At 38.7% G+C, this 22,280-nt stretch carries 23 protein-coding genes; 14 read left to right on the top strand and 9 right to left on the bottom strand.

Features of this window, described 5'->3' with window-relative positions:
• The first annotated feature begins 25 nt into the window (after nucleotides 1-25).
• Nucleotides 26-1,159 (top strand): hypothetical protein, encoded by a 1,134-nt coding sequence (locus tag ACJJVX_RS10440; protein WP_405631377.1) that lies wholly within the window; start codon nucleotides 26-28, stop codon nucleotides 1,157-1,159.
• A gap of 388 nt (nucleotides 1,160-1,547) precedes the next feature.
• Here the strand turns inward: ACJJVX_RS10440 and ACJJVX_RS10435 are convergent, their stop codons facing one another.
• Together ACJJVX_RS10435 and ACJJVX_RS10430 are read right to left on the bottom strand one after the other, a co-directional pair.
• Nucleotides 1,548-2,132 carry a YqaA family protein gene (locus ACJJVX_RS10435; protein WP_054205387.1) on the bottom strand — a complete coding sequence of 195 codons (585 nt, stop codon included), beginning with the start codon at nucleotides 2,130-2,132 and terminating at the stop codon, nucleotides 1,548-1,550.
• 300 nt (nucleotides 2,133-2,432) lie between these two features.
• Nucleotides 2,433-3,293 (bottom strand): GGDEF domain-containing protein, encoded by an 861-nt coding sequence (locus ACJJVX_RS10430; RefSeq protein WP_405631374.1) that lies wholly within the window; start codon nucleotides 3,291-3,293, stop codon nucleotides 2,433-2,435.
• Between the two features lie 200 nt (nucleotides 3,294-3,493).
• Here ACJJVX_RS10430 and ACJJVX_RS10425 point away from each other — a divergent pair, with 200 nt between their 5' ends.
• Nucleotides 3,494-4,726, top strand: coding sequence for a TMEM143 family protein (locus ACJJVX_RS10425; protein ID WP_405631373.1), 1,233 nt, complete (start codon nucleotides 3,494-3,496; stop codon nucleotides 4,724-4,726).
• 15 nt (nucleotides 4,727-4,741) lie between these two features.
• Here the strand turns inward: ACJJVX_RS10425 and ACJJVX_RS10420 are convergent, their stop codons facing one another.
• Together ACJJVX_RS10420 and ACJJVX_RS10415 are read right to left on the bottom strand one after the other, a co-directional pair.
• The gene (locus ACJJVX_RS10420; RefSeq protein WP_405631371.1) at nucleotides 4,742-5,074 is read right to left on the bottom strand and encodes a PBPRA1643 family SWIM/SEC-C metal-binding motif protein; all 333 of its coding nucleotides are present in this window, start codon (nucleotides 5,072-5,074) and stop codon (nucleotides 4,742-4,744) included.
• A gap of 127 nt (nucleotides 5,075-5,201) precedes the next feature.
• Entirely contained in the window at nucleotides 5,202-6,065 is an 864-nt protein-coding gene (locus ACJJVX_RS10415; protein WP_054205383.1) for a PA4780 family RIO1-like protein kinase, read from the bottom strand.
• A gap of 213 nt (nucleotides 6,066-6,278) precedes the next feature.
• Here ACJJVX_RS10415 and ACJJVX_RS10410 point away from each other — a divergent pair, with 213 nt between their 5' ends.
• The 4 genes from ACJJVX_RS10410 (at nucleotide 6,279) to ACJJVX_RS10395 (ending at nucleotide 8,231) form a co-directional block, all read left to right on the top strand.
• On the top strand, nucleotides 6,279-6,497 hold the full coding sequence (locus tag ACJJVX_RS10410) for a hypothetical protein (RefSeq protein ID WP_054205435.1): 219 nt from the start codon (nucleotides 6,279-6,281) through the stop codon (nucleotides 6,495-6,497).
• A 130-nt stretch (nucleotides 6,498-6,627) separates the two neighbouring features.
• Nucleotides 6,628-7,419 carry a substrate-binding periplasmic protein gene (locus ACJJVX_RS10405; protein ID WP_405631369.1) on the top strand — a complete coding sequence of 264 codons (792 nt, stop codon included), beginning with the start codon at nucleotides 6,628-6,630 and terminating at the stop codon, nucleotides 7,417-7,419.
• Nucleotides 7,420-7,491: 72 nt separating this feature from the next.
• On the top strand, nucleotides 7,492-7,860 hold the full coding sequence (locus tag ACJJVX_RS10400; RefSeq protein ID WP_170174240.1) for a hypothetical protein: 369 nt from the start codon (nucleotides 7,492-7,494) through the stop codon (nucleotides 7,858-7,860).
• On the top strand, nucleotides 7,857-8,231 hold the full coding sequence (locus ACJJVX_RS10395; protein ID WP_054205381.1) for a hypothetical protein: 375 nt from the start codon (nucleotides 7,857-7,859) through the stop codon (nucleotides 8,229-8,231). The genes ACJJVX_RS10400 and ACJJVX_RS10395 overlap by 4 nt, the downstream gene beginning before the upstream one ends.
• 202 nt (nucleotides 8,232-8,433) lie before the next feature.
• On the opposite strand, the gene ACJJVX_RS10390 is transcribed toward ACJJVX_RS10395, so the two are convergent.
• Both ACJJVX_RS10390 and ACJJVX_RS10385 read right to left on the bottom strand, forming a co-directional pair.
• Nucleotides 8,434-12,096 carry an Ig-like domain-containing protein gene (locus ACJJVX_RS10390; protein ID WP_405631367.1) on the bottom strand — a complete coding sequence of 1,221 codons (3,663 nt, stop codon included), beginning with the start codon at nucleotides 12,094-12,096 and terminating at the stop codon, nucleotides 8,434-8,436.
• Nucleotides 12,097-12,098: 2 nt separating this feature from the next.
• Complete coding sequence (locus ACJJVX_RS10385; protein WP_054205379.1) at nucleotides 12,099-12,686, bottom strand: hypothetical protein; 588 nt, start codon at nucleotides 12,684-12,686, stop codon at nucleotides 12,099-12,101.
• Nucleotides 12,687-13,011: 325 nt separating this feature from the next.
• Between ACJJVX_RS10385 and ACJJVX_RS10380 the strand changes: the two genes are divergently transcribed.
• The 4 genes from ACJJVX_RS10380 (at nucleotide 13,012) to gbpA (ending at nucleotide 16,345) form a co-directional block, all read left to right on the top strand.
• Nucleotides 13,012-13,866, top strand: coding sequence for an alpha/beta hydrolase (locus ACJJVX_RS10380; protein ID WP_405631364.1), 855 nt, complete (start codon nucleotides 13,012-13,014; stop codon nucleotides 13,864-13,866).
• A gap of 2 nt (nucleotides 13,867-13,868) precedes the next feature.
• A complete protein-coding gene (locus ACJJVX_RS10375) occupies nucleotides 13,869-14,426 on the top strand; it encodes a DUF2975 domain-containing protein (RefSeq protein WP_405631362.1) in 558 nt (185 codons plus the stop codon).
• Nucleotides 14,426-14,647, top strand: a complete 222-nt coding sequence (locus ACJJVX_RS10370; protein WP_054205376.1) for a helix-turn-helix transcriptional regulator — start codon at nucleotides 14,426-14,428, stop codon at nucleotides 14,645-14,647. The genes ACJJVX_RS10375 and ACJJVX_RS10370 overlap by 1 nt, the downstream gene beginning before the upstream one ends.
• Before the next feature lie 228 nt (nucleotides 14,648-14,875).
• Nucleotides 14,876-16,345: an N-acetylglucosamine-binding protein GbpA gene (gbpA, locus tag ACJJVX_RS10365; protein ID WP_405631359.1), complete on the top strand. Its 1,470-nt coding sequence runs from the start codon at nucleotides 14,876-14,878 to the stop codon at nucleotides 16,343-16,345.
• 73 nt (nucleotides 16,346-16,418) lie between these two features.
• Here the strand turns inward: gbpA and ACJJVX_RS10360 are convergent, their stop codons facing one another.
• The 3 genes from ACJJVX_RS10360 to ACJJVX_RS10350 form a co-directional block, all read right to left on the bottom strand.
• Nucleotides 16,419-16,634, bottom strand: a complete 216-nt coding sequence (locus tag ACJJVX_RS10360) for a TIGR02450 family Trp-rich protein (RefSeq protein ID WP_054453179.1) — start codon at nucleotides 16,632-16,634, stop codon at nucleotides 16,419-16,421.
• A gap of 261 nt (nucleotides 16,635-16,895) precedes the next feature.
• Nucleotides 16,896-17,408, bottom strand: coding sequence for a hypothetical protein (locus ACJJVX_RS10355; RefSeq protein WP_405631356.1), 513 nt, complete (start codon nucleotides 17,406-17,408; stop codon nucleotides 16,896-16,898).
• 99 nt (nucleotides 17,409-17,507) lie between these two features.
• Nucleotides 17,508-18,014 carry a DUF3087 domain-containing protein gene (locus ACJJVX_RS10350; protein WP_342884268.1) on the bottom strand — a complete coding sequence of 169 codons (507 nt, stop codon included), beginning with the start codon at nucleotides 18,012-18,014 and terminating at the stop codon, nucleotides 17,508-17,510.
• 166 nt (nucleotides 18,015-18,180) lie between these two features.
• On the opposite strand from ACJJVX_RS10350, the gene ACJJVX_RS10345 reads away from it, so the two are divergent.
• The 4 genes from ACJJVX_RS10345 (at nucleotide 18,181) to ACJJVX_RS10330 (ending at nucleotide 21,092) form a co-directional block, all read left to right on the top strand.
• On the top strand, nucleotides 18,181-18,819 hold the full coding sequence (locus tag ACJJVX_RS10345; RefSeq protein ID WP_054205371.1) for an energy transducer TonB: 639 nt from the start codon (nucleotides 18,181-18,183) through the stop codon (nucleotides 18,817-18,819).
• Nucleotides 18,820-18,855: 36 nt separating this feature from the next.
• Nucleotides 18,856-19,407: an RNA polymerase sigma factor gene (locus ACJJVX_RS10340; protein ID WP_405631353.1), complete on the top strand. Its 552-nt coding sequence runs from the start codon at nucleotides 18,856-18,858 to the stop codon at nucleotides 19,405-19,407.
• Nucleotides 19,394-19,993 carry a hypothetical protein gene (locus ACJJVX_RS10335; protein ID WP_405631351.1) on the top strand — a complete coding sequence of 200 codons (600 nt, stop codon included), beginning with the start codon at nucleotides 19,394-19,396 and terminating at the stop codon, nucleotides 19,991-19,993. Before ACJJVX_RS10340 ends, ACJJVX_RS10335 begins: the two co-directional genes overlap by 14 nt.
• Before the next feature lie 340 nt (nucleotides 19,994-20,333).
• A complete protein-coding gene (locus ACJJVX_RS10330) occupies nucleotides 20,334-21,092 on the top strand; it encodes a hypothetical protein (protein WP_405631349.1) in 759 nt (252 codons plus the stop codon).
• The last annotated feature ends 1,188 nt before the right edge of the window (nucleotides 21,093-22,280 follow it).

The following is a 22,280-nucleotide window of genomic DNA, read 5'->3' as shown; positions in this document are numbered from 1 at the left end:
AAATCTCAACTTAAAAGGATAACAAATGCAAAGTAACTCAGTGAACGCAGCTAAATACCTTGCTCTTGTTATCCTCGTTATTCTTTGTTGGTTACCCCATTTTAACGATTATATTATGACGTTTATTGACCAAGCCCTACTACAGTCATCTATCGTGTATGCATCAGCACGTAGCGTAAACGCCATTATCTCGTTATTACAATCTGCTGAGGTTGGGATCGGTATCGCAAGTATTCAACCCGCGCAACTACTTGATCCTGTAAATGATTTAGCCGAATACATTGCTGATGCAATGCGTATGGCTATTGGCTCACTCTTTATTCAACGCATACTGTTCACTATGTCATCGGGTGTGTTTTTTAGTGGCTTATTTACACTAAGCGCCGTTGCGTATGTCATTTGTGACTATGGTGGTTATTTAAAGCAACTAAAAGGACGGTTACTGGCAAGCTTGGTGTTAATCAGGTTTTTAATTCCCTTGGTTGTACTGAGCACTGGGCTAATGAGTCATGCATTTTTAGATGAAGAGATTGATAATAAAAATCAATATATCGAAGGAAAAGTAGACACTTTAAATACCCAAGCAAATGCAACATCACAGCTATCATCGCAAGTGACGGCTAAAATAAACAGCCAAAAACAAACTATTTTTGATGAAATAGAAATAATTAACACCCAAGAATTACAGTTAAATACCGTTATAATAAACAATCAACAACGCCTAGATAAACTAACTCAACAGATAAATATAATCCAAGGTGCACGCTCACTCACAGAAAAAATAACCCTTACAGAGCTTGAATCTGCCAAACCATTAATTGCAAAACAACAAGCCCTTAAACAAAAGCAGGCTGCTATCAACAATCAATTAGCCGCGCTGTACTTACAAAAAAGCCAACTTAAAAAACAACTTATTGGGCTTAACGACCAACTAACGGGAAATACTGGTAATATAGTGAGTCGCGTTGTAAATACGGTTAGTAACGGCATTACTAATATGGTGGCATCAATGGAAAGTTTATTTACAGATATTTTAAACCTGCTTTCACTCTTGATATTAAAATTACTACTGATACCGCTATTATTTCTATATTTATTCAGTAAAGTATTTAAAGCGATTTGGCAACGCAGCGTCACCCTATGGCGTGTTGACCTTTGAGGATTGAAATTTGTTCAACCTAGGGGCGATTTAATCGCGGCGCGAGGTTTGGAATCGAGTGGGCTCGATAACTGCTCCTGCGTTATTCTACTGGCTCACATCCATGTGAGAATAAGTAAAAATCGAGCAAAGCTTACACGTCCTGCTCACGCCCCTTACCTACATCCGTGTAGGCAAAAAAGAGTTAATCGCCCCTAGGAAGAACCCTTTGGGCAGCGCATGTTTGGCATTTATACTGCGTTATCGCCTACTTATGGGGAACAACCACACTGCATAGGCGCTACCTTGCCTAAATACCAAATAGACTGCTGCAAAATCAATCACGAAAGGTCAACACGCCCTAACACTACGCCAAATAAAAGATGAAGTTATCAGTGCAACCAAATGATTAAAATAACGTACTCATCCACCACGCTAACAGTACTATAATTGAAGTTGCAACTAACGCTTTAGCTTTGTGTTTTTTGATAATTCGCTCAGCCTGATCGCCTGCAAAATATACCACCAGCGCGAGACCAAAATAACGAATAGAGCGCGCAATAGTGGTCGCAATTAAAAACAGCAGCAAAGAGTATTTAGTAGCGCCCGCTGCCAACATAGCAATCTGAAATGGAATTGGCACAATACCCAAAGTCATTACAAACCAAAAACCTTGCGCTTGCATTTTTTGCTTAACCTGTTCAAATTGCTCGGGGCTTGAAAAGCTATTTATAACCCAATCCCCTACCATATCAAACAAATAATAGCCTAGGGCATAACCTACTAAGGCCCCAAAAATACAGCCAATAGTAGCCATTAGGGCAATTAGCCAAAGCTTTTCACGCCTAGCTTGCATTAAAGGAACCATTACCGCTTCTAATGGGATAGGCACGATAGTTGATTCTAAAAATGACGCAACCGTGATCCCGCTGAGCATATGCTTAGAATCAATAAATTGACGAGTTTTTTGTTTTATACTTTTCCCAACAGACATCCTAACTCCTTGTGCACCCAAAAATAGATAATTTAATTCTATGTAAAAGCGAGTAAATACATGGTGCAATATGTGAAATATCCTCTTCGATAATACCCTTACTAAATCCACTCTTATGCACTACAGCTTTACTCTTTGCAATCTAAGTGCCAAACAAAAAATAAAGCTTAACCTGCTAAATATAAAAGGGTTTTAGTATAAGTGAATTATTAAAAAACGAGGAGTGAGGCCATCAAATGTAAAATTGGCCTTTAACTCTGTACATATTGGAAGGTATTTTTATTACTAAAACAACAGGTGTTATGTTATTTCAAAACGTCCTCGGCCACTATTTTTAGCTTTATATAACGCTTGATCTGCACGCTTCATAACCTCTATCAACGAATCATCAGCTTGCTTTATTGAGCCGCCAATACTAACACTTAACTTACGAGTTGCAGCAACATCAACAGTACTTGCAAGAGTTAGCAAGTGCTGTGTGATTGCTGTGATATCTGCCATACACGTACTTGGGTAATAAATGGCAAATTCTTCGCCACCGATACGAGCAAAAATAGCATCGTCCTTAAACTCACTCGCAAATAGAACAGCCAATTCTTTTAAAACATGATCACCGATATCATGCCCAAACTCATCGTTAATTGATTTAAAATGATCAATATCAACAATAAAAATACTGTAAGGCTTACTCTCATTGTTTTTCACATACTGGTAAAAGTAACGCCTATTAGCTACTTTAGTTAAATCATCCGTAATTAGTTCTTTAGAAAGCTGTTGATGAGCTTGCGCCAAATTCTGCATAGCTAAGAATAAGCCGTAACCTGTCACTAACATGCCAGATGTACGAAACATATCTTCAACATAAATACCAATCCATTTAGGTTGAAAGAGTACTTCATCTAATAAATCAAAAAGCAATCCTGTAGTCCATAACCACAAACCTAAGCTTAAGAAAAAATACGTTTTTATCACCAAGTGAGATAACTGAACCAGCCAAAATATACAAATAACAATTAATAAATTTATTGCATCAGTCGCAACACCATTAAAGTATATATCTTGCTCAAGCACATGATATTCTGATAAATAACCAACTATTACTACGGCAATCATCACAACAAACAACACAGTAAAAAGCTGCTTTAAGGGTTTAATATACATAAAGAGGAGTCGCACGCCATTTAAGATTAATTACAAATATGCACTATTACATTAAATAGCCATGCCAACAATAAAACATTAAAAAATCTCAATGTGCTTTATTTAACATGCAATCATAAGTTAAGTCTCAGATTTATGTCGCATTTATAAGTTTTATTTTTTACTATCTATGAATTAATAAGTATGTAAAAGCGCACCGTATGTCAAGCGATCGATTTATTCCCTTCACAAAGCACGATATTGTCGATCTCTGTGCCCAAGAGCTTACCGAACAAGATACTGAGTCCTTCAAGCAATTTAGCCATTTACTCGCAAGCTTGATACATAATCAATACCATCACCAACTTGAGTCACTTAAACATAACTATGCCCCTTTTGACCCAAACAGAGACACTCGCTTACTCGGACTAATTTCTGATGAACAAAAAGCCCTTCATCAGGCTGAATTTGCTAAAGAGTTTGCAAGCATTCTCAATGCAGCAAACTACGAAAAGATCACTTCTGACGATTTACAAGATGCCCTGCGTGAAGAGTCACTCTTTAAAGTACGTTTAGCCGTTGAGTTTGATGATTTTGCTGAAGTCGTGTTTTATCGCAGAGGTGAATCCCAAAAAACTGAGCAACTTCGCTCATGGTGGGGATTAAAAACACACACTCTACAATTTACAAATTATGAACGCGTTGCGGTGTTTATTCGCTTTAAAGGGGCAGATTACTTTACTGCAAAAAACAAAAAAACACTGGGTTATGAGCCTAATTCGACCATCATAAAATTATTTCAAAACGTCCCTAAAGCAGACCTAGAAATGTTGTTTCCAAACAGCGAAGTTAAAATGCGCCCGATTGATAAAGTGGTCATTGCCACATCAGCACTCATTGGCGGCGCGATAGTATTAGTGACGAAACTTGGCGCGTCTATTTTATTGTTAATCGCTTTATTAGCCTTTTGGGGAGGTTGGCGTAATGAAGAAGTACATATGAGCCAACAGCACTTTATTACTTTTGCTATTGGAATGGGCGTGTTTGGTAGCTTTATTTTTAAAGAATGGAGTAAATTTAAAAACCGTAAAATTCGTTTTATGAAAGCACTCACTGATAACTTGTACTTTAAAAATTTAGACAACAATGCAGGCGTATTTCATACATTGATTGACTCTGCCGAAGAAGAAGACGTTAAAGAAGCACTGCTTGCCTACACCTTCTTATTAAAGTCACCGCAAGGTTTAACCGCGCAAGCGCTTGATGAAAAGATTGAAGACTGGTTTAAAAATAGCTACCAATGTGAACTTGATTTTGAAATTACTGATGCACTGAACAAGCTAACAAAAATGAAACTGGTTACTGTTATTGAACAGCATTACTTTAGTGTTGAGTTAAGCCAAGCGAAAGCTCAGCTCGATAGCCATTGGGATGGTTTATTCAACCACAGCTAAACTTATTTAATCGAGTTAAGCACAGCACTTTTTATATTTTTTACCACTTCCACACGAACATGGATCGTTACGTTGTGGTGTTTTCTCAAAAACTTGCGTAACGGGTTTGTTGAGTACGATATCCAAAGGAGCAATGTCTTCAGCTAACGTACTATCAACTTTAATATCAGCAAATAAATCATTGGCTACCAAAATAGCATTTATTTCACGTTCGCGCTCAGTGCTTTGCACCTGTAAAACCAGCGGATTTTCTTCGCTACCAGGTTTTACATTTGGCTTAGGCTTATAAGTACCTTGGTTATTTTTACCCATAATATCGGGTTTACCGCGATAGAAAAATTTTGACACCGGCGTTCCTAACTGTCGTTTTAAAGCAACTCACCGCGAGTCGCCAAAGGCTGCGCAGTCTAACAGAATTTAAGGCTGTTAGCGCGCATCTTTAACATTGACCATAAGCGTATAACACGCGATATCTTTACTCTTCGTCAGGTGCTTGTGCAGCCTTTATCCGTTCTTGGTTTTCTTGCATTTGCTCAAATGCAGCTTTGATCTCATCAAGAACCGAATCAACATCAGCAGCAGCATGATCATCGACTAAATTACCGTAAAGAACCGTTTCAGCGGTTAACTCACCCGCTTGATACAATGCCCACATTTCTTCACCAAAACGTGTGTCGAGTATTTCTGGTGCGTACTGCCCATAATACAAGCGCATATTACGTACATCGCGTAAAAACATTTCTTGCGCATTGTTATTTGCCGCCGCATTCACCGCTTGCGGTAAATCTATAACTACGGGGCCATAACTATCAACTAACACATTAAATTCAGACAAATCACCATGCACAATACCTGCACACAGCATTAAACGAATGTAATGCACCATAGTAGCGTGATCTTCAATTGCTTGCTCAGCAGTTAAATTTACATCATTTAAGCGCGGCGCAACATCACCATCATTATCGGTGACTAAATCCATGATCAGTACACCATCATAACAACCATGCGGCTGTGGAACTTTTACACCAACGCGTGAGAGTGTAAATAGCGCATCCACTTCAGCATTTTGCCACACATTTTCTTGTTCTTTACGGCCAAATTTAGAGCCTTTTTCCATCGCACGGCCACGACGGCTGTTACGTACTTTGCGTCCTTCTTGGTATTTTACTGCTTGTTTAAAACTGCGGTGTTGTACATCTTTGTATACTTTCGCACAGCGAATATGTTCACCGCAGCGAACTACATACACTGAGGCTTCTTTACCACTCATTAATTGGCTGATGACTTCATCAACTATACCGTCCTCTATTAACGGTAAAATCTGTTTTGGCGTTTTCATAGCACACTTATACCGTACTTAGTCATACCTTTTAATCTACTCACATCTATATTTTATTTTCAGACCCTTACGTTAAAGCAAAAGTAACTGAAAACCAATGCTAATAATCGCAACTTTATGCTTTATTGCAGATCTATAAGCGTAAAAAACTTGACTAAACCTGCCAAATCCACAAACTACGAGATAAATAGCTTTAAATTACACTTATTAAATATGAAATCAGAAATTCGCTATCGTTTCCAGTCAGGTCAAGTAGCTAACCGTTTTTTAAATGAATTAAAACACTGGCCTATTGCAGATGTAAAAACCACACTTTTAAATGGTGGTTTTGATGTTAAGGTTAGCTATTACTTTGACAGTGCAGAATTTGACTACACATGCGCAGAGCTCGATGATTTAGCAGCCAGGCATGAAGGCAAAGAAGTTACCTAAAAGAGTATATAAAAATTCATTACTTGTGGTTAAAATACGAATAAAGAATAAAGTATTTTAATAATTTCTATACCTTTAGGCTAACTTTCACTAAACTGCACTCTGCTTGTTTAAAAAGAGAGCATTTATATTGCGCAACCTGCTACTAACCTTCACTTTACTACTGTACAGCCCATTTGGTTTAGCAACATCGTTAACATTCGTAGCTGAAGACTTACCTCCTTATCACTTCAAAAATAGTGAAGGTGAAGTGGTTGGTGCTTTAGTGGATATTTCAAAAGCCGTTTTAAAAAAAGCAAAATTAACGGGTAAATTTGAAATAATGCCAATGGCACGCGCTTTTCATGAATTTGAAACACACCCAAATATCATCATGATGTCGTTATTAAAAAATCCAACTCGTGAAAGTCAGTTTCAATGGCTCGGTCAAGTCTATTTTGCAGATGCATATTTAGTAAGCCTAAAGGATTTTAAATACTCGACCCCCTCACTTCAAGCCGCAAGAGCTTACAGGGTCAGTACGATTAGGGGTTACTCAAGCGAGCATTATCTTAGAAATGCTGGTTTTGATGAGAGTAATAACTTAGTACTCGTAAGTAATTACTCTCAATTGTGGAATATGCTTTATAAAGGCCGAGTTGACTTTGTTTTAACTAACACACTCACATTACAAAATGAATTAAAACTTATTGGTTTAGACCCTAACCAAGTAAAAAAGCATGTTCATTTAACTGATTACCCTTCCACACTCTACTTTGCTGCAAACAAAAATCTAGATGAGCAAGCGGCATCAGCAATTAAGCTAGCGATCGAACAAGTAAAAGAGAGTGGCCAATATCAAGCAATTTTAAAAAAATGGCAGTTACCTGAACCTGAAAAACAAATAGCAACCGAACAACCATATTTAAACATCGTAAAATAAAATGAATGATCCTAACAATAAAATGCTTTACTGTTTAAAACTACAAGTAAGCCCTATTTTTAACACTGCGCTATGACCAAATTTTTCATCCTAAAATACATTGCTTTTTTTATGGGCTCTATTGCGTGTTACACCTTGCATACACAGTTTATGGTACCTGTGGTTATTGCATCTTGCCTTACAGGGCTTATTGGTAGCTTTATTCCTTTTCCAAAAAGCTCTGGTAATCACCCATATGCGGCTATTTATGCTGGGAGCTTTGCTGGTATGTGTTCACAGGGTTTAATAAGTAGCTACTGGGAGCTTGCCATTATTTCATTGATTGGCGCAATTTTGTATGTATTAACAACAAAGCTATTTACAGGCTTTGGTGGTAGATTGGGAAGTATTGCATTTGTCAGTGTAGCTCTATTTGTATTAGCTAAGGGGATTGTTTTATGAGCCTTATATCTGCACTACTTGCGTTACTTGGCGCATTCTTAACTTTTTACCTAGCACAACACAATCGTCTTGATGCCATTCGTGCATCAGCAATCTTATCAATTAGCGCTTATCTGCTATTGAGCTTGAGTGACGTTGATGCACAGCTTTACAGTGCAATTTTTTTTGGCGGTACCTTCATCGGCATGAGTGCGCCTAAACGCTTTGGTATTTACACTTTATTTTCAGCCAGTTTGATTTTTTCAGTACTGTTTGAACATTTAATACCGAGATTTAATAACTTTGGGGGGGCATTGGGTGTCAGCGCATTTTTATCGGTATGCATTTGCCAAACGGCTATTGTACTAGGAGCTCCGCGCAGTAAAAAATAGTGATGCCAATTGCATTGAATTAGCGCTCCGTTACAGCGATAAGGGAGTAGCTCAATAACAAGGCAGCGCTTATGGCTATCATGTATAAGTAATTTTTAATGCCGCGAATGAGTTATTTAATTAGCAATAATGCTCATCCATTCAGTTTAACTCACAAAAAAAGCAAGCTTAATGAAGCTTGCTTCTGTTATTTTAAATTATATTATTTTTTACGTCGTCTAAGCGCCGCAAATGGCATTAATAACAATGTAAACCAATATAAACTACCACTCGATTTACGCGAAGTTGGCTCTGTATTATCTACCGGCACAGCAGGTTTAGTACCTTCGCCTGTAATAGTCATCACAACGTTTGTTGTTACTTGCTGTTCACCATCAGAAACCGTGTATGTAAATGTTTCTGTCGTAGATTCTCCACTGTATAAGCTGTCAAATTTACCTGCAGGATCATATGTTAGCGTACCATTACCATTATCTGTAACTGCACCTTTGATATTATCAGCATTAAACGATGAAACAGTTAATACATCACCATCCTCATCAGTATCATTCGCTAAAACATCAACCTGTACAGTTTCAGACTTAGTTGTTGTTGCTGTATCTTCGACACTTACTGGCAATGTATTTACACCTACAATCGTTATAGTCACTTGCGCTGAGCTTTGCGCGCCCAATTCATCGGCAATCGTATAAGTGAAGCTCTCTGTTGCTGTTTCACCTTTTTTAAGGTTATCAAATTGCCCATTTGGAGAGTAATTCCAAGTATCGTCATTATTATCTGTTAACTGCCCATTAAGTGCTGCGTCGTAACTTAATAACGTAATTGTATGACCATCTATATCGCTATCATTACTCAAGGCAGAAATAGTAACTGATGCATTTTCTTTCACTTCAACCGTATCAACAGCGGCCTCAGGTGAACTGTTGATATTAACAGCTACGGTAACAGTACCTTCAACAAATGCACCGTTATTATCTGTGGCTATATATTTAAACGTATCGGTTACTATGGTCCCTTGTGTTTCGTCAGCAAATGCTACCGATGCATCATAGGTGACTTTATCTCCTGAAAGGGTAACCGTTGCAAGTGTATTAGTGGTATCAATGCTGTCAATCGTTAACGTATCACCGTCAATGTCGGTATCATTATTTAAAGGCGATAACATTTTTGTTTGACCTGACCAGACGCTAACATTATCTGCATTGATCGCTGGTGCATTATTAGGCGCAACGTCGGTATTTAATGCCTCACCAGCACTAATTTGATACCCACCCGCTACAGCACTTACATCTTCATGTTTAACCGCAGCATAAATATTTGACTCTAGATCAGCTTTATCTATTGTATAATATAGATACCCTGTTTTAGATGGATTAGTATCCAAAGTAATGCTTTCTTTTATTGCTGTTGTACCATCTGATTTATATAAATTTAGGCTCGGCTTCATACCTAAACTTAAATCAGCTACACGAACGACTAAATCCTTACTAGTATCAACACCACTAATATCATAAAAGTCTATATCACCTGCATTATCAACAACACCTGTAACACCTGCATTCGTTGTAGCTAAATCATCACTACCTGTATAGGTATCGTTACCATCACTATCACGTGGTACATCGGTAATAACTAAAGATGTTTTAGTGATACGTACAAAATTTTCAGTAATCGCTGGTAACGCTTCAATTGTAGGAACTGATCCATCTAAAGTCGCCGTTAATAAGCCCGTAGTCGTATACATAGCAGCGCTATCATTATTATTTACGTGAACTTCTACTTGGTAAATCCCGTTACTTTTATAAGGAGCAATAACAGAGTAGATACCATCACCTGCCACCGCATCTCCCTCAAGGCCATTATCAAACATATCCAACGTCGTGGTAAGGTCCGACGGTGATGTAATAGTCGCAACTACATTAGCCCCAGTGATCAACTTATCCTTCGTAATCGCAGTGGTGATAATCATCGGTTCAGGGTAAGTTACTGCATTACCTGTAAAGCCTTCTACGCTGACCGTATAACTACCTGAAAGACTTGGCTCCGCACTAATATTAACAGCAGTTTTTAACTCACTATTTACGCTCACATTACTGATCTGCAGCTGCCACTGCCCAAGACCATGTGCCGCAATATCAGCTTGAGTAATGTTTGTATTGCAAGACTGTGTGCCCGCGGCTTCAACACACTCAAAAACAACTCCGGTGACCTCAACACCAGTAGCATCTAATAATTTAAGCTCAACATCCGTTGCCGCTAAATTATGATTCACAAAAACATTAATATTATCTAAACCTGAATCAACTTCTATTGCTTGCGTGGCACTTTCAGCACTATTTATTGTGAGCAATGATGACGCTAAATTTTGGTTATCCGTTGCGATTGCATTTGCTTGTAAAAATGCATCCACAATTTGTGCAAGTGATGTAGGAGATGAAAAATATTTTCCCCCGGTTTCATTTGCTAACGTTAATAAAGGGCCTGTTGGTGATGCAAAGCCATAACCAAAGCTAAAAATAGGAATATTTGAATTTTGATAATTTGCAATAACCTCACTTTGCGACCTTGTTGAGCTATTATCATCGCCATCAGCTAATACAAATACCACTCCTGGTGCACCGCTCCCCTCATTTTGTTGATAGGTAACTAAATTATCTAGCGCTAACTGTGACCCATCGTATAAAGCCGTTGAGCCTGAAGAACGAATAGCATCAATTGAGGCCTTCAAACTTACTTTTACACCTGTATCAGGGTTTTCGATTTTTTGTATTGGAAAGTCCTGTACAACACTGCGGTTGCTAGAAAAACTCACTAGCCCCAAGGAAGTACTGCCTTCAGCTGTCGCATCCACTAATATTTTGGCAGCTTGTTTTGCGTTATCAATTGCTGAGCCAGACATGCTGCCTGAGCGATCTATAACAACTTGCATATCAATATCACCTTCAACCCAAACAACTTCAAGTTGATCGCGACATGATGCCTGGGCCGTTGGTAGCTCAATTTTTACTGGTGTAGTACTATCAGGTGCATTATCTGCCAATGTGACAAAACGTGTACGATTAGGCTGCGCTGTTTTACGCCCTAACTTAGGGTCATCTTTAGCATCTTGCAGTAATACCTCCCAAGCACTTTTACCGTAAACCCGCCCTTGTGCTGTACGGTTTACGTCACCTATAGAATCTGCCGTAGAATGATTGAGCCATATCATATCACCTTGCGTTGCTCGCCATTGGTTACTCATTATAGATGTTGCAGCAACATCTGTATTTAACGGTGTGCTCGCTTCCCCTGAATCGGCTGTACCCTGGTATTCATCAAATACGCCATATGCATAATGCCCCCACTCATGTGCTAATGTATAACCTGCACCTAATGGATCGTTAAGCATGTCATGATCAACACCTGGCGATGCACCATTAGGGAAAACATCACCAAACCAAATGTGCATGCCATTGGCACCAAAACCAGAAGCATTGGCACGTGGCCACTCTCTTTCACCCCAAATAATGTCAGATTTAGAGCGATGCTTATTTTCTCTAAATACACTTACTTTTCCTAGCTTATGCGCACCATTAGTTTGTTCACAGATACCATCGGCAAAATTTGCAAAAATTTCTTCATAAACTACTTGCTCAACCCCTTCAGGGTTATTATGCAAAGAGACTGTAATATCAAATATCGCTTTAGAAGAATCAGTGGAGCTTACATTGACTGATTGGATATTTTGAGCTGAAAAGGTTTGCTTATTTTGGTTTTCATCTATTGTATTAACGCGTGATAACCAGCTACTTGCAGCAAAAACAGAGGTTGAAGCCAACGCCATGCCTACACATAAAGCGCTTTTTGTAAGTTTATTGTTTTGCATTTTTAATTCCTTTTTACCACTAAATATAATTGGAAGGTATGCTTTCCTTGCCCGACAATCAGTCTACGATTACGTTTAAGTAACTTAGTAATCTCAGGATAAGCTTGATGAAACTCAGTTAAAGGCATTAATTTAAATGCGCGTTCAACGAGTAAGTTTCCGTGTAAAAGGAGATCCGGCTTGATTCTATTGGGTACATGCAAAACAATGATATTTTGATTTGAAACCGCCTCTAACAAAGTGCTTTCACTGATAGAAAAAAAATCTGTTGATGCAGTCGCACACGACTGAAATACATTTCCATCATTCCAGTATTTATAAGCATTTCCATACTTATTACTTTGCTCTACAGGTACATCAATTATACATTGAATACTTACCGCGTTATGCTCAAAATATTGATGGGATAACAAATCCAAATTTGAATCAAAATAAATCAATTCAAACTTATTATCTGATAACTCATTAACTATTTTTGTAGTGAAATAACGCTGGATATTTAGAGGGGACTTATTCACATAAGTGATATGCGCGAACGCATAGCTACATACAACAGATTGCCAAAGGCAAAAGGCAGTAATAGTCTTCATCATCATCCCTGAAAAAACCAATCATCCATAATACAACCGCAACCCTAGCAAATAAATACGAAAAATAAAACCTTTTACCTACTAAATTGAATGATAATCAAGCTAAATAAATTGCTCAGTCGAATTAGCAATTTATATTATCTGCTATCAAGCACCTTTCTCTTTACTGATTAAATCAGCCATTTTTTGGTTAATTTCATCATCACATTTATAACTACAGTGGTGGAACATTGAAGTTTAAAACAATAAAATTACCGCTAAACGATAACTTTTGATTGATTAAAAGTAACAACCCTGACATATTAAATTTTTTAAAGGAGCTACCATGTTAAAAATAATTATCAAAATATCACTTACTCTACTGCTATTTAGCCAAGCAGCCTGTACTACCATAAGCCTTAAAGAGTCTCACTTTATTAAGCCAGATAAACGGATACAACTCTCTGATCTGAAAGCTATTAATCGCTCAGCAAAAACACAACTTATAACGATTGCTAGCCAAGATGGTATTCAATTAAGAGGAACGTTAATAACCATAGATAATGCTAAAGCAACTATTCTATATTTTGGTGGCAATCAATTTAGAGTAAATATAGCCGGGGGCGAGCCTGCAACGGCACTTTTGCCCTTACACACGAATATATTAATGATCGATCACAGAGGCTATGGGCTTAGTGACGGGAAACCCACTATTGATAATTTAAAGCAGGATGCGTTAACCGTTTTTGATTTTGCAAAGCAACACAGTGAACTTGTTAATGCGCCTATTATTGTTCACGGTCACTCATTAGGAAGCATGATAGCAAGTTATGTTGCCAGCCAACGAAGTGTCGCAGCCCTAGTACTTGAAGGCAGTGTAACCAATGTAGAGCAAATGACACAATCTCGTATCCCTTGGTACGCAAAGCCTTTTATTGAGCTGAACTACTCACCTGAGTTACGCAAGATTGATAACCTTAAAGTCATGGAGCAATACACTGCACCTTTACTTATTATTACAGGCGAAAAAGACACACAAACGCCAAGCTCTCTTGCTAAAGATCTTTACGCGCATTCAGCATCAAAACATAAACAATTATATATCGCACAGGGAAAACATCACGGTGATGCACTAGATGGTGCTGAACTTAAAAAGCATTATGAGGTATTATTAGCCCAATTAACGCCAAATAGTCTATAACAATGAAAAAAATAATTTGGATGAGCAATATCATTTTAACGCTGCTATTGCTCAGTTTACTCACGATGCTCATTACCACTGTAATTGTGCTGATCAGCGATACCCCACTATTAAATTTTAGCCAAGAAAACGGCACTAACATGTGGATTGGGCTTGAGGTAAGCGGATCATGGGCATCAGCCGCTAAACAACTAACACAAAGTAACTTCAATGCTGTAATTTGGTTAGGTTTACTGCAACTACTGCCTTTTATTTTAATTAATATTATTTTGATTCGGTTATTTTACCTTTATCGCCAAGGACTCTTTTTTAACCAAAAAAATATTAGCTGCTTTACTTGGCTTGGTACTGTTTTACTTGCTCAATTTATTATTGTTGCCATTTACCCCGCACTACTTTTTACACTACTTAATTATGTAACCGGCAGTGGACTTGGTAGAATGGTGTCAATTAATGACACAGACATTATTGGTTTGTTAGCTGGATTAATTATTTACGTCATCGCGTGGGTAATGAAACAAGCACACCAATTACAACAAGAACAAGAGTTAGTAATTTAATGGCAATTATTATCGATTTAGACGTAATGCTCGCGAAGAGAAAAATGAAATCTAGCGAGCTTGCAAATGCAATTGGCATTACCCCACAAAATTTATCAGTATTAAAAGCTGGCCGCGCAAAAGCGATTCGTTTTAGTACTTTAGACGCTATTTGCCAACACCTTGATTGCCAACCAGGCGACCTATTACGTTACGACACACAAGATCACAACGAGCTCTAATTTAATGTTTTAGAGAAAAATACAACACTAAATAACTACCCACCACAAAAAAACCAAGCCATTACAACTAAAAAACACACCTAACCTCTACTTTTCAAACTTAAAGCTTATTGTGTAAAGCACACCTCAAAGTTACCATAAAAGGTACGAGCAGAATAAACTTAAGGTACATTTTTGTGCTTATTCTGCGCGTCAAATTAAATTACATTTAGCTTTTTTAGGATCACAATGAACATACTACATAAAACATTGCTCGCAATATCACCGTTGGCATTAGCAATGTTACTTCCTGTTTCAAATACCGCATCAGCCCATGGTTATATTTCTAAACCAGAATCTCGTGGCTACTTATGCCGCCTACGCGAAAACGCCAATTGCGGCAATGTTGTTTATGAACCACAAAGCCTAGAAGGGCTAGATCGTTTCCCTGAATCAGGCCCTGTTGATGGTCATATTGCCAGTGCAGGCCTTCGCGGATTTGGTCAACTTGACAGTCAATCAATCAATCGCTGGACAAAACGCCATATTAAAGCGGGTCCAAATGAGTTTAGCTGGACACTAACAGCCGCTCATTCATCTCGTGACTGGCGTTATTTTATTACTAAAAAATCGTGGAACCCTAATAGCCCATTAACTCGCGACCAATTTGAAGCGGTTCCTTTTTGCGAATACCAAAGCTACAACAAACAGCCACCGCGTCAATTAACACATCTGTGTAACGTACCGTCAGATCGTAGCGGTTACCACATTGTACTAGGCGTATGGGATGTAGCAGATACTCCAATGAGCTTTTATAATGTTGTTGATGTGATGATCGATAACGGTGATACCAGCAATGTGTCGTGGCAAGATGTAGGCGATATTGGCACTGGTCGTGATTTAAAAGTAGGCGATAAAGTAAAAACTCGCGTATTTGGTGACTCTAAAGAATTACCCTCTTTACAAACCGTGTTAGAAATAACAACCACAGAGCAAGGTCTTAGTGAAAATTGGACCCTTGCTTTAGCGAAAAAAATTAACGAGTCGCAGTCATGGCTACAAGCAGGTCAACTAAATGAAGATAAAAATATTGAGCCAATCTCTGGTCGCAATGAAATCTTCGCACAAAGTAACTCTGGCATAAGCTCAGTTGAGCTTGCTTTTGAAATGGCGCCACTGCCTAAACCAAACTTTACTGTGAGTGGTTTAGCCCATAACTACGTCATCAAAAATGGCGCTATTAGTTTTGATTTTGCTATTAATATCAGCACTAAAGCCGTTATTTCTGCAACATTAAACAAGTCATATAACAGTGTGCAAAGTAAAACGTATCAAGTGGATGCGGGGCAATCACAACTCACGTTAGATTACCCTCATGCCCAAGCTGGTCACTACAATTTAGTAATTAGCTATGTTGCACACAATGGCACTACCGACAAAAAATCGTTTCACTTAAATATTGCAGAACAAAGCACTGGTACGCCGGGAGAACCCGTTCCACCAGTGACGCCACCAAACACCGATGCTGACTTTATTTTCCCTGAAAATTTAAGCAGCTACAAAGCTAATACAATCGTGCTACAACCTAAAAATGGTAAGGTTTATCAGTGTAAGCCATGGCCATACAATGGTTATTGCGTACAGTGGTCTGAAGGTTCAAATCAGTATGAGCCTGGTGTAGGTCTTTACTGGAACATGGCGTGGATTGAATTAAAATAGTAATCGCTATTTTATCTAGATGCTCAAACCACCAGTGATAACGCTGGTGGTTTTTCAATTTTAATCCAATGTATTACTGCCAACCTTGTAACCAATTAGCGGTGTCTTTTAAATCGCGCCAATCGATTTCAACAGCTCGTTTTGACATAACCGCCTCAATAACACAAGCCACTACAGCGCCCTCTTCATCAAACTCCATATCAACAATAATAAAGTGTTTTTCTTTATTAATTGGCTTAACAGCCGTCCACTTACTATTTCGTAATTTTTTTGGATTTATTTTATTCACAGCAACTTCCTAAACAATGCAGCAGTTTTATTTGCTTCAATACGTAAAGCCAGGCCATTTCGTTTTATTTAACCAGCATTTTTTAACAACCGATTATAATGCACAAACGGACTTATTATTAATTTAAAAAACTGAAACAGAAGAACGAACTTAGGTGTTATATAACAAAAAGGAAGGTTAAACAGTAGAAGGCTGTTAATAGTGTTTGAGTAGGCTGAAATTTATTATTAAAGCCTACTCAATTATTACTTGAAACTAATATTAAAACTCGTAACTAATACTCACACCGCCATCTGCGCGACTTTCGTTACTGTTAGTGCCTTCGCCATAACCTAACTCCAAACGAACACGCCAACCGCTTTCATTTAAACCACTAAAAAGGTAACTATAACTCACGCCTACACCATTGGTGGTCTCTCTATCAAATATCCCAGATGCCGCGCAGCCAAAAATATTACCAAATGCATCGCCAATACTGTCATCTTCAGATTCTAAAGGGCATTGATGACCATCATCCTGCACACCTAATGCACCAACAACAATACCTACGGCATGTTTTTTATCGCTCGTTAAGGCATGTTCAAAACCAGCCGAAAAGCCATCATCTAAACCAATTTTATAATTAGCATACCAACGCTGTGCTCCCTCATTTGTCGCTAAAGAAATCTCAGGCACTGCGACGTAAGGGTAACCACCGCCAATCGAAAAACTAACATCGTTTGCATGGCTTGCGCCTGATAAAAAAAGCAATGTTGTTGCAAAAATTAATTTCATTTAAATAAATCATTTATAATTGTATGTTTTTTGATAATAACCTAATTAAATTCACTAAAACAAGTAAGATTGTTTCAATTTTTTTCATGGGTATATTACTTAAAACTGCTTTAAAATTGCAGGATCGTAGTTATTAGCGTCTAAGCTCACATTAAATTTAGCCGCCACACTATCTAGCTCTGCTTGTTTAATAGCAAGCTCATCCATAGTGATGGTGTTATCGTCAAGCTGCCATAACAAACGCGAGCCCGCATAACTATAATGAATAGCTAATAGCGCATCAGGATTACCTTCTCGCCCTGCGGCTTTTAATTTTGCCAATTTACGGGTTATTTTATTAAGCGCTTGTTTTAATTCCCACACATAAACAACTTCAGTCATATAATCGTGAGTACGGTATTTATTAAGTGCCCAGCCAATTGTTAAGCTCGTAATAACCACGCCAATTAAATTCCAATGAAAATGGCTGCCGCTTTCATCAGGAAACAAAGCAATAAGAGTTTGTGAAATAGCCAAACTGCCAACGGCCAAAGCAAGGCCACAGCCAATAATAACGCGATTTAAATGCTTACGATAACGAGCTTTATCAATTTGAATAAGTTGCATAACAGCCTAATAAGATTAAAAACAAAAAGGATTCAGCCGCCATTGTAGCCAATCACTACACGCAATGACGAAACTTTTTAAAAATATTTCACCCCTTTTTGATTTAACAACCGTTTTACCTGTGAAACGCCCAGATGCTTGGGTATAACAAACACAGGAAATGCTTATGCACACACTTACAACCCCCCAACAGCCCGTAGCGTTAAAAACATCAGCCGCGATTATTGGCGGTGGCTTAATGACCTTTGCCGCATTTGCATTTATGCAGTATTTAATAAGCGGCGAACAGCGCGCCCCAAGAAATAACGGCGACATAATCATTGTAGAAATGTTTCAAGCTCCAGAAGATACAAAAGTACAACAAAAGCAAACATTACCGCCACCACCTAAAATGCAAACGCCGCCAAAAACACCGCAGCGTAATCCGCCAAGCATAGACACTAATATTATTACTGGCACATTTACGCCAGACTTAAACATTGGCAAAGTAGGCGGCGATATTAAAGCCACCTTACAACGCCCAACTGGCGATGCCACTCCCATTGTACGTATAAATCCCAAATACCCACCCGTAGCCGCGCGTGAAGGGATTGAAGGTTGGGTACAATTAAGCTTTAATGTATCTGCAACGGGTGAAGTAATTGACGCACAAGTAACGAATGCCGAACCTAAACGTATTTTTGACCGCGAAGCACTACGCGCAATAAAGCGCTGGAAATACCGCCCAAAAGTGATTGATGGCGTAGCACAAGTGCAAACAAACCAAAGTGTACAGCTTGATTTTAAATTAGATCAAACTCAATAAAAAAGCACACTCAATAATAAACAAAGTAAGGTGCCTATGATCGCGAGCTTAAAATCATGGTTTATTAGTCAGCCAAATAAAGATCATTTGGCTGACTACGCAAAAAGTGGCGACAATCGCCACTTAACTAAGCTCGTCGCCCTGTTTGGCAATGATCTTTATCACTATTTAGTGACCCAAAGTAACGAGCAACTCGCTTTTGATATTAGCCAACAAACATGGCTCAAAGTGATGGAAAAACGTAAGTATTATCAACCGCAAGATAACCCAAAAGCGTGGCTTTTTCGCCTAGCACGTAATGCATTAATTGACGAGTTTCGTAAGCAGCAGCGCTTTGTTGAATTCGAGGACAACACAGTCATCGTCGCTCCAAATAGCGAACAGACCTTTGACTATGCCGCCTTTAATAGTGCACTCATGCAATTGAGCTTTGTACAACGCGAAGCGCTTAGCTTACAGCAAGAAGGCTTCTCGCTTGAAGACATACAACAGATCACCCAAAGCAATCATGAAACCGTTAAAACACGGCTACGTTATGCAAAACAAAACTTAAAAATAATAATAGGAGCTGACAATGAACAAGCATAACGAGCAATTTGACCAACAGCTTAAACAGCATTTTAGCGAGCGTAAAAAAGCACACACGTTAACGCCAGAGCAGCATGCACTACTAACTAAAGCACCAATTAAAAAGCCCGCCCGCTTTTTATTACCCCTGCAAATGACCGGCCTCGCCTGCGCATTAGTGGTATTGGGTTTTACCATATTTAACACCCCTGTTCATGACGAATCGCGCAACACCTTTGCCATGCAACACAGCAGCTATCATTTTATTGAAGTTCACCAAGTAGATAATGCGGGCAGTTATTCAAGTAAAATAACTAGCCAAAAACAACAGCTCGACGATAAACTCGCCGCCGACCTGCGCCTACACCAACAGCGCTATATTGAATACGGGCAATTAGTTAAAGTAGACAACGACTGGTACATCGCCAGCTGCCACAGCGAAGTACTCATTCAAATAAAAGACTCGTTATTGAATAGCTTAAAAACCAAACACGCTGTTGAAAGTGATATAAATATCGGCGACATGCTCGCCATGGCCCACAATGGCCAAGGGCATATAATCGCCCTTAAGCATGCTGGGAGTGAAGTGAAGGTGTGTAAGGGGTGATCTCTTGCTTCATCGTACTTTGTAAAAGTTCTATATAAAAATTGCGGTAGTGCTCAAGCTAATTAATATTATGCAGCAAATAATTTGACTCTTTACCTTATTTGCATAGTGTTTATTAAATAGCAAAGCTGTGTCGGAGAAATATAAGTGCTTACTATTTAATTTTGTGGTCTTGTTTTTTCAAGCGAAAGTCAAAAAACAGTCCCTATTTATTTCTCATCACTTATAAATTAATAGTCAAAGGAATATTAGGCATTATTATGCATAGCATTGCTTCATAAGGAATTAAAACTGTATGAACTGTATAAACTTTATCGACGTATCACTCATTGGACTAATCATGTTTATTGTTGTAGCTATCGTTCAAGCTCTAGCGACTAGCTACTTAAAGAAGGGCTACTTGCCTGAAAAAGGGAAGTTAAAAGCATTAGCCGAAAGCTACCATGATATACAAAGGCAACTTTCCGCCAACACAAGCATAGTTGAAGGTATTAAAGACGATCTAGCAAAGAAAACATGGGCAAGCCAACAAGTATGGGAAGTGAAGAAAGATGCTTACGACAAGATCTGGATAAACTTATTAGAAATGACAGATTATGTATCAGAGCGTCTAGCTGTAGACCAGCAATATTACGAAATATTCATAAATAATTGTAGTTACAGGGGGATTGATGAAGATATTTACCCTGAAGAAATAGTTAAAAAGTACTACAAAGATGCTGAAGATGACATCGCTATTGACAAAGAGAAATTCAATAGAAAGTACAATACCGAGCAGTATATATCTGAGCAGAAAAACATAAAAATGCAGTATATTGAAAATCTCAAATCTTCGATAAAAAACATTGAGAGAAATTCAATTTATCTGTCACCAGATATAGAGAAAATAAGCCAATTTTTAAAAAGTTTAGTGAATGAGCAATTCAAAGATAACTCATATACGTGGGAAATATCAGAACAAGAAGGGATGTTAGAGTGGGAATGGTACCAACACATTATCTTTGAGTATGAAAAGTTATTAGAAGCCTTACAAAAAGAAATGAAAAACGTGAAAACCCTTGCTAGTGTGGAACTTAACCTTGATGGTCATAAAATATAATCAAGTATTGAAGTCACTCATTAGAATTTGCATAGAGCTTGCACCTTGCCCAGAGCAAATACCAATCTCACGTTTAACACCCTTCCCCGTCATTATGCCCTGAAAATAAGTAGTTGATGAGTAATATCGCGCATGGCTGCGCGATGAGGCGAAAGTTGGCCTATCTTCGTCGTTTACGCTCACATCAATTGCGGTTTGAAGGATTAAGCGTGATGCTTGGGTGGGGAAATTCGTGGCTAAAGCCTACTCCTACGACCAATATTTAACTTCTGTGCAGCGAAGCGCCTCTGTGCCCTCAGTGGTGAGATTCACTTTTTCGCCCCAAAGGGCGACTTACAATTTAAACCAAGCCCGTTGGGGTTCATTGCACTCTGCCCAACCTACCAATCACATTTGCCAGCAAGCTCAGCGCCTACGGTGGCTAATCTATCATTGGTGTTAACAATTTCGTAGCTAAAGCCCCATCACCTACAACGGATCCTGAAGCAGTGGCATCCTGATTTAGCTGTTGTTAAAAGCTGCCGTCACCAGCATGAAAAACCTTGAATAAGGTTATTAATGTAGGTCGCGGATTTATCCCGACAAGTGATGCTAAGGTGAAAATTCGTGCCTAAAGCCATCTCCTACAACGAATATTTAACCTCTGTGCAGCGAAGCGCCTCTTTGCTCTCTGTGGTGACATTCACTTTTTCGCCCTAAAGGGCGACTTACAATTTAAACCAAGCCCGTTGGGGTTCATTGCACTCTGCCCAACCTACCAATCACATGCGTCAGTAAGCTCAACACCTACGGTGGCTAATCTATCATTAGTGTTAACAATTTCGTAGCTAAAGCCCCATCTCCTACAACGGATCCTGAAGCAGTGGCATCCTGATTTAGCTGTTGTTAAAAGCTGCCGTCGCCAGCATGAAAAACCTTGAATAAGGTTATTAATGTAGGTCGCGGATTTATCCCGACAAGTGATGCTTAAGTGAAAAATTCGTGGCTAAAGCCTACTCCTACAACCAATATGTAGCCTCGGTGCAGCGAAGCGCCTTTGTTCCCTCTGTGGTGAAATGCACTTTTTCGCCCTAAAGGGCGACCTACAATTTAAAAAACATTGGGTTTCATTGCACTCTGCCCAACCTACCAATCACATGCGTCTGTAAGCTCAGCGCCTACGGTGGTTAATCTATCATTGGTGTTAAA

The sequence above is a fragment of the Pseudoalteromonas sp. Ld20 genome, assembly GCF_045064175.1.
Classification (GTDB): Bacteria; Pseudomonadota; Gammaproteobacteria; order Enterobacterales; family Alteromonadaceae; genus Pseudoalteromonas; species Pseudoalteromonas neustonica.
This window is presented reverse-complemented; position numbering and strand designations above follow the sequence as displayed.

Coding starts and splice junctions, on each gene's coding strand:
- ACJJVX_RS10330 (WP_405631349.1), top strand. CDS start 20,334: ATGTTTATTGTTGTAGCTATCGTTCAAGCTCTAGCGACTAGCTACTTA.
- gbpA (WP_405631359.1), top strand. CDS start 14,876: ATGAACATACTACATAAAACATTGCTCGCAATATCACCGTTGGCATTA.
- ACJJVX_RS10370 (WP_054205376.1), top strand. CDS start 14,426: ATGGCAATTATTATCGATTTAGACGTAATGCTCGCGAAGAGAAAAATG.
- ACJJVX_RS10435 (WP_054205387.1), bottom strand. CDS start 2,132: ATGTCTGTTGGGAAAAGTATAAAACAAAAAACTCGTCAATTTATTGAT.
- ACJJVX_RS10390 (WP_405631367.1), bottom strand. CDS start 12,096: ATGCAAAACAATAAACTTACAAAAAGCGCTTTATGTGTAGGCATGGCG.
- ACJJVX_RS10350 (WP_342884268.1), bottom strand. CDS start 18,014: ATGCAACTTATTCAAATTGATAAAGCTCGTTATCGTAAGCATTTAAAT.
- ACJJVX_RS10380 (WP_405631364.1), top strand. CDS start 13,012: ATGTTAAAAATAATTATCAAAATATCACTTACTCTACTGCTATTTAGC.
- ACJJVX_RS10395 (WP_054205381.1), top strand. CDS start 7,857: ATGAGCCTTATATCTGCACTACTTGCGTTACTTGGCGCATTCTTAACT.
- ACJJVX_RS10425 (WP_405631373.1), top strand. CDS start 3,494: ATGTCAAGCGATCGATTTATTCCCTTCACAAAGCACGATATTGTCGAT.
- ACJJVX_RS10400 (WP_170174240.1), top strand. CDS start 7,492: ATGACCAAATTTTTCATCCTAAAATACATTGCTTTTTTTATGGGCTCT.
- ACJJVX_RS10410 (WP_054205435.1), top strand. CDS start 6,279: ATGAAATCAGAAATTCGCTATCGTTTCCAGTCAGGTCAAGTAGCTAAC.
- ACJJVX_RS10415 (WP_054205383.1), bottom strand. CDS start 6,065: ATGAAAACGCCAAAACAGATTTTACCGTTAATAGAGGACGGTATAGTT.
- ACJJVX_RS10355 (WP_405631356.1), bottom strand. CDS start 17,408: ATGAAATTAATTTTTGCAACAACATTGCTTTTTTTATCAGGCGCAAGC.
- ACJJVX_RS10335 (WP_405631351.1), top strand. CDS start 19,394: ATGAACAAGCATAACGAGCAATTTGACCAACAGCTTAAACAGCATTTT.
- ACJJVX_RS10385 (WP_054205379.1), bottom strand. CDS start 12,686: ATGAAGACTATTACTGCCTTTTGCCTTTGGCAATCTGTTGTATGTAGC.
- ACJJVX_RS10345 (WP_054205371.1), top strand. CDS start 18,181: ATGCACACACTTACAACCCCCCAACAGCCCGTAGCGTTAAAAACATCA.
- ACJJVX_RS10430 (WP_405631374.1), bottom strand. CDS start 3,293: ATGTATATTAAACCCTTAAAGCAGCTTTTTACTGTGTTGTTTGTTGTG.
- ACJJVX_RS10340 (WP_405631353.1), top strand. CDS start 18,856: ATGATCGCGAGCTTAAAATCATGGTTTATTAGTCAGCCAAATAAAGAT.
- ACJJVX_RS10440 (WP_405631377.1), top strand. CDS start 26: ATGCAAAGTAACTCAGTGAACGCAGCTAAATACCTTGCTCTTGTTATC.
- ACJJVX_RS10375 (WP_405631362.1), top strand. CDS start 13,869: ATGAAAAAAATAATTTGGATGAGCAATATCATTTTAACGCTGCTATTG.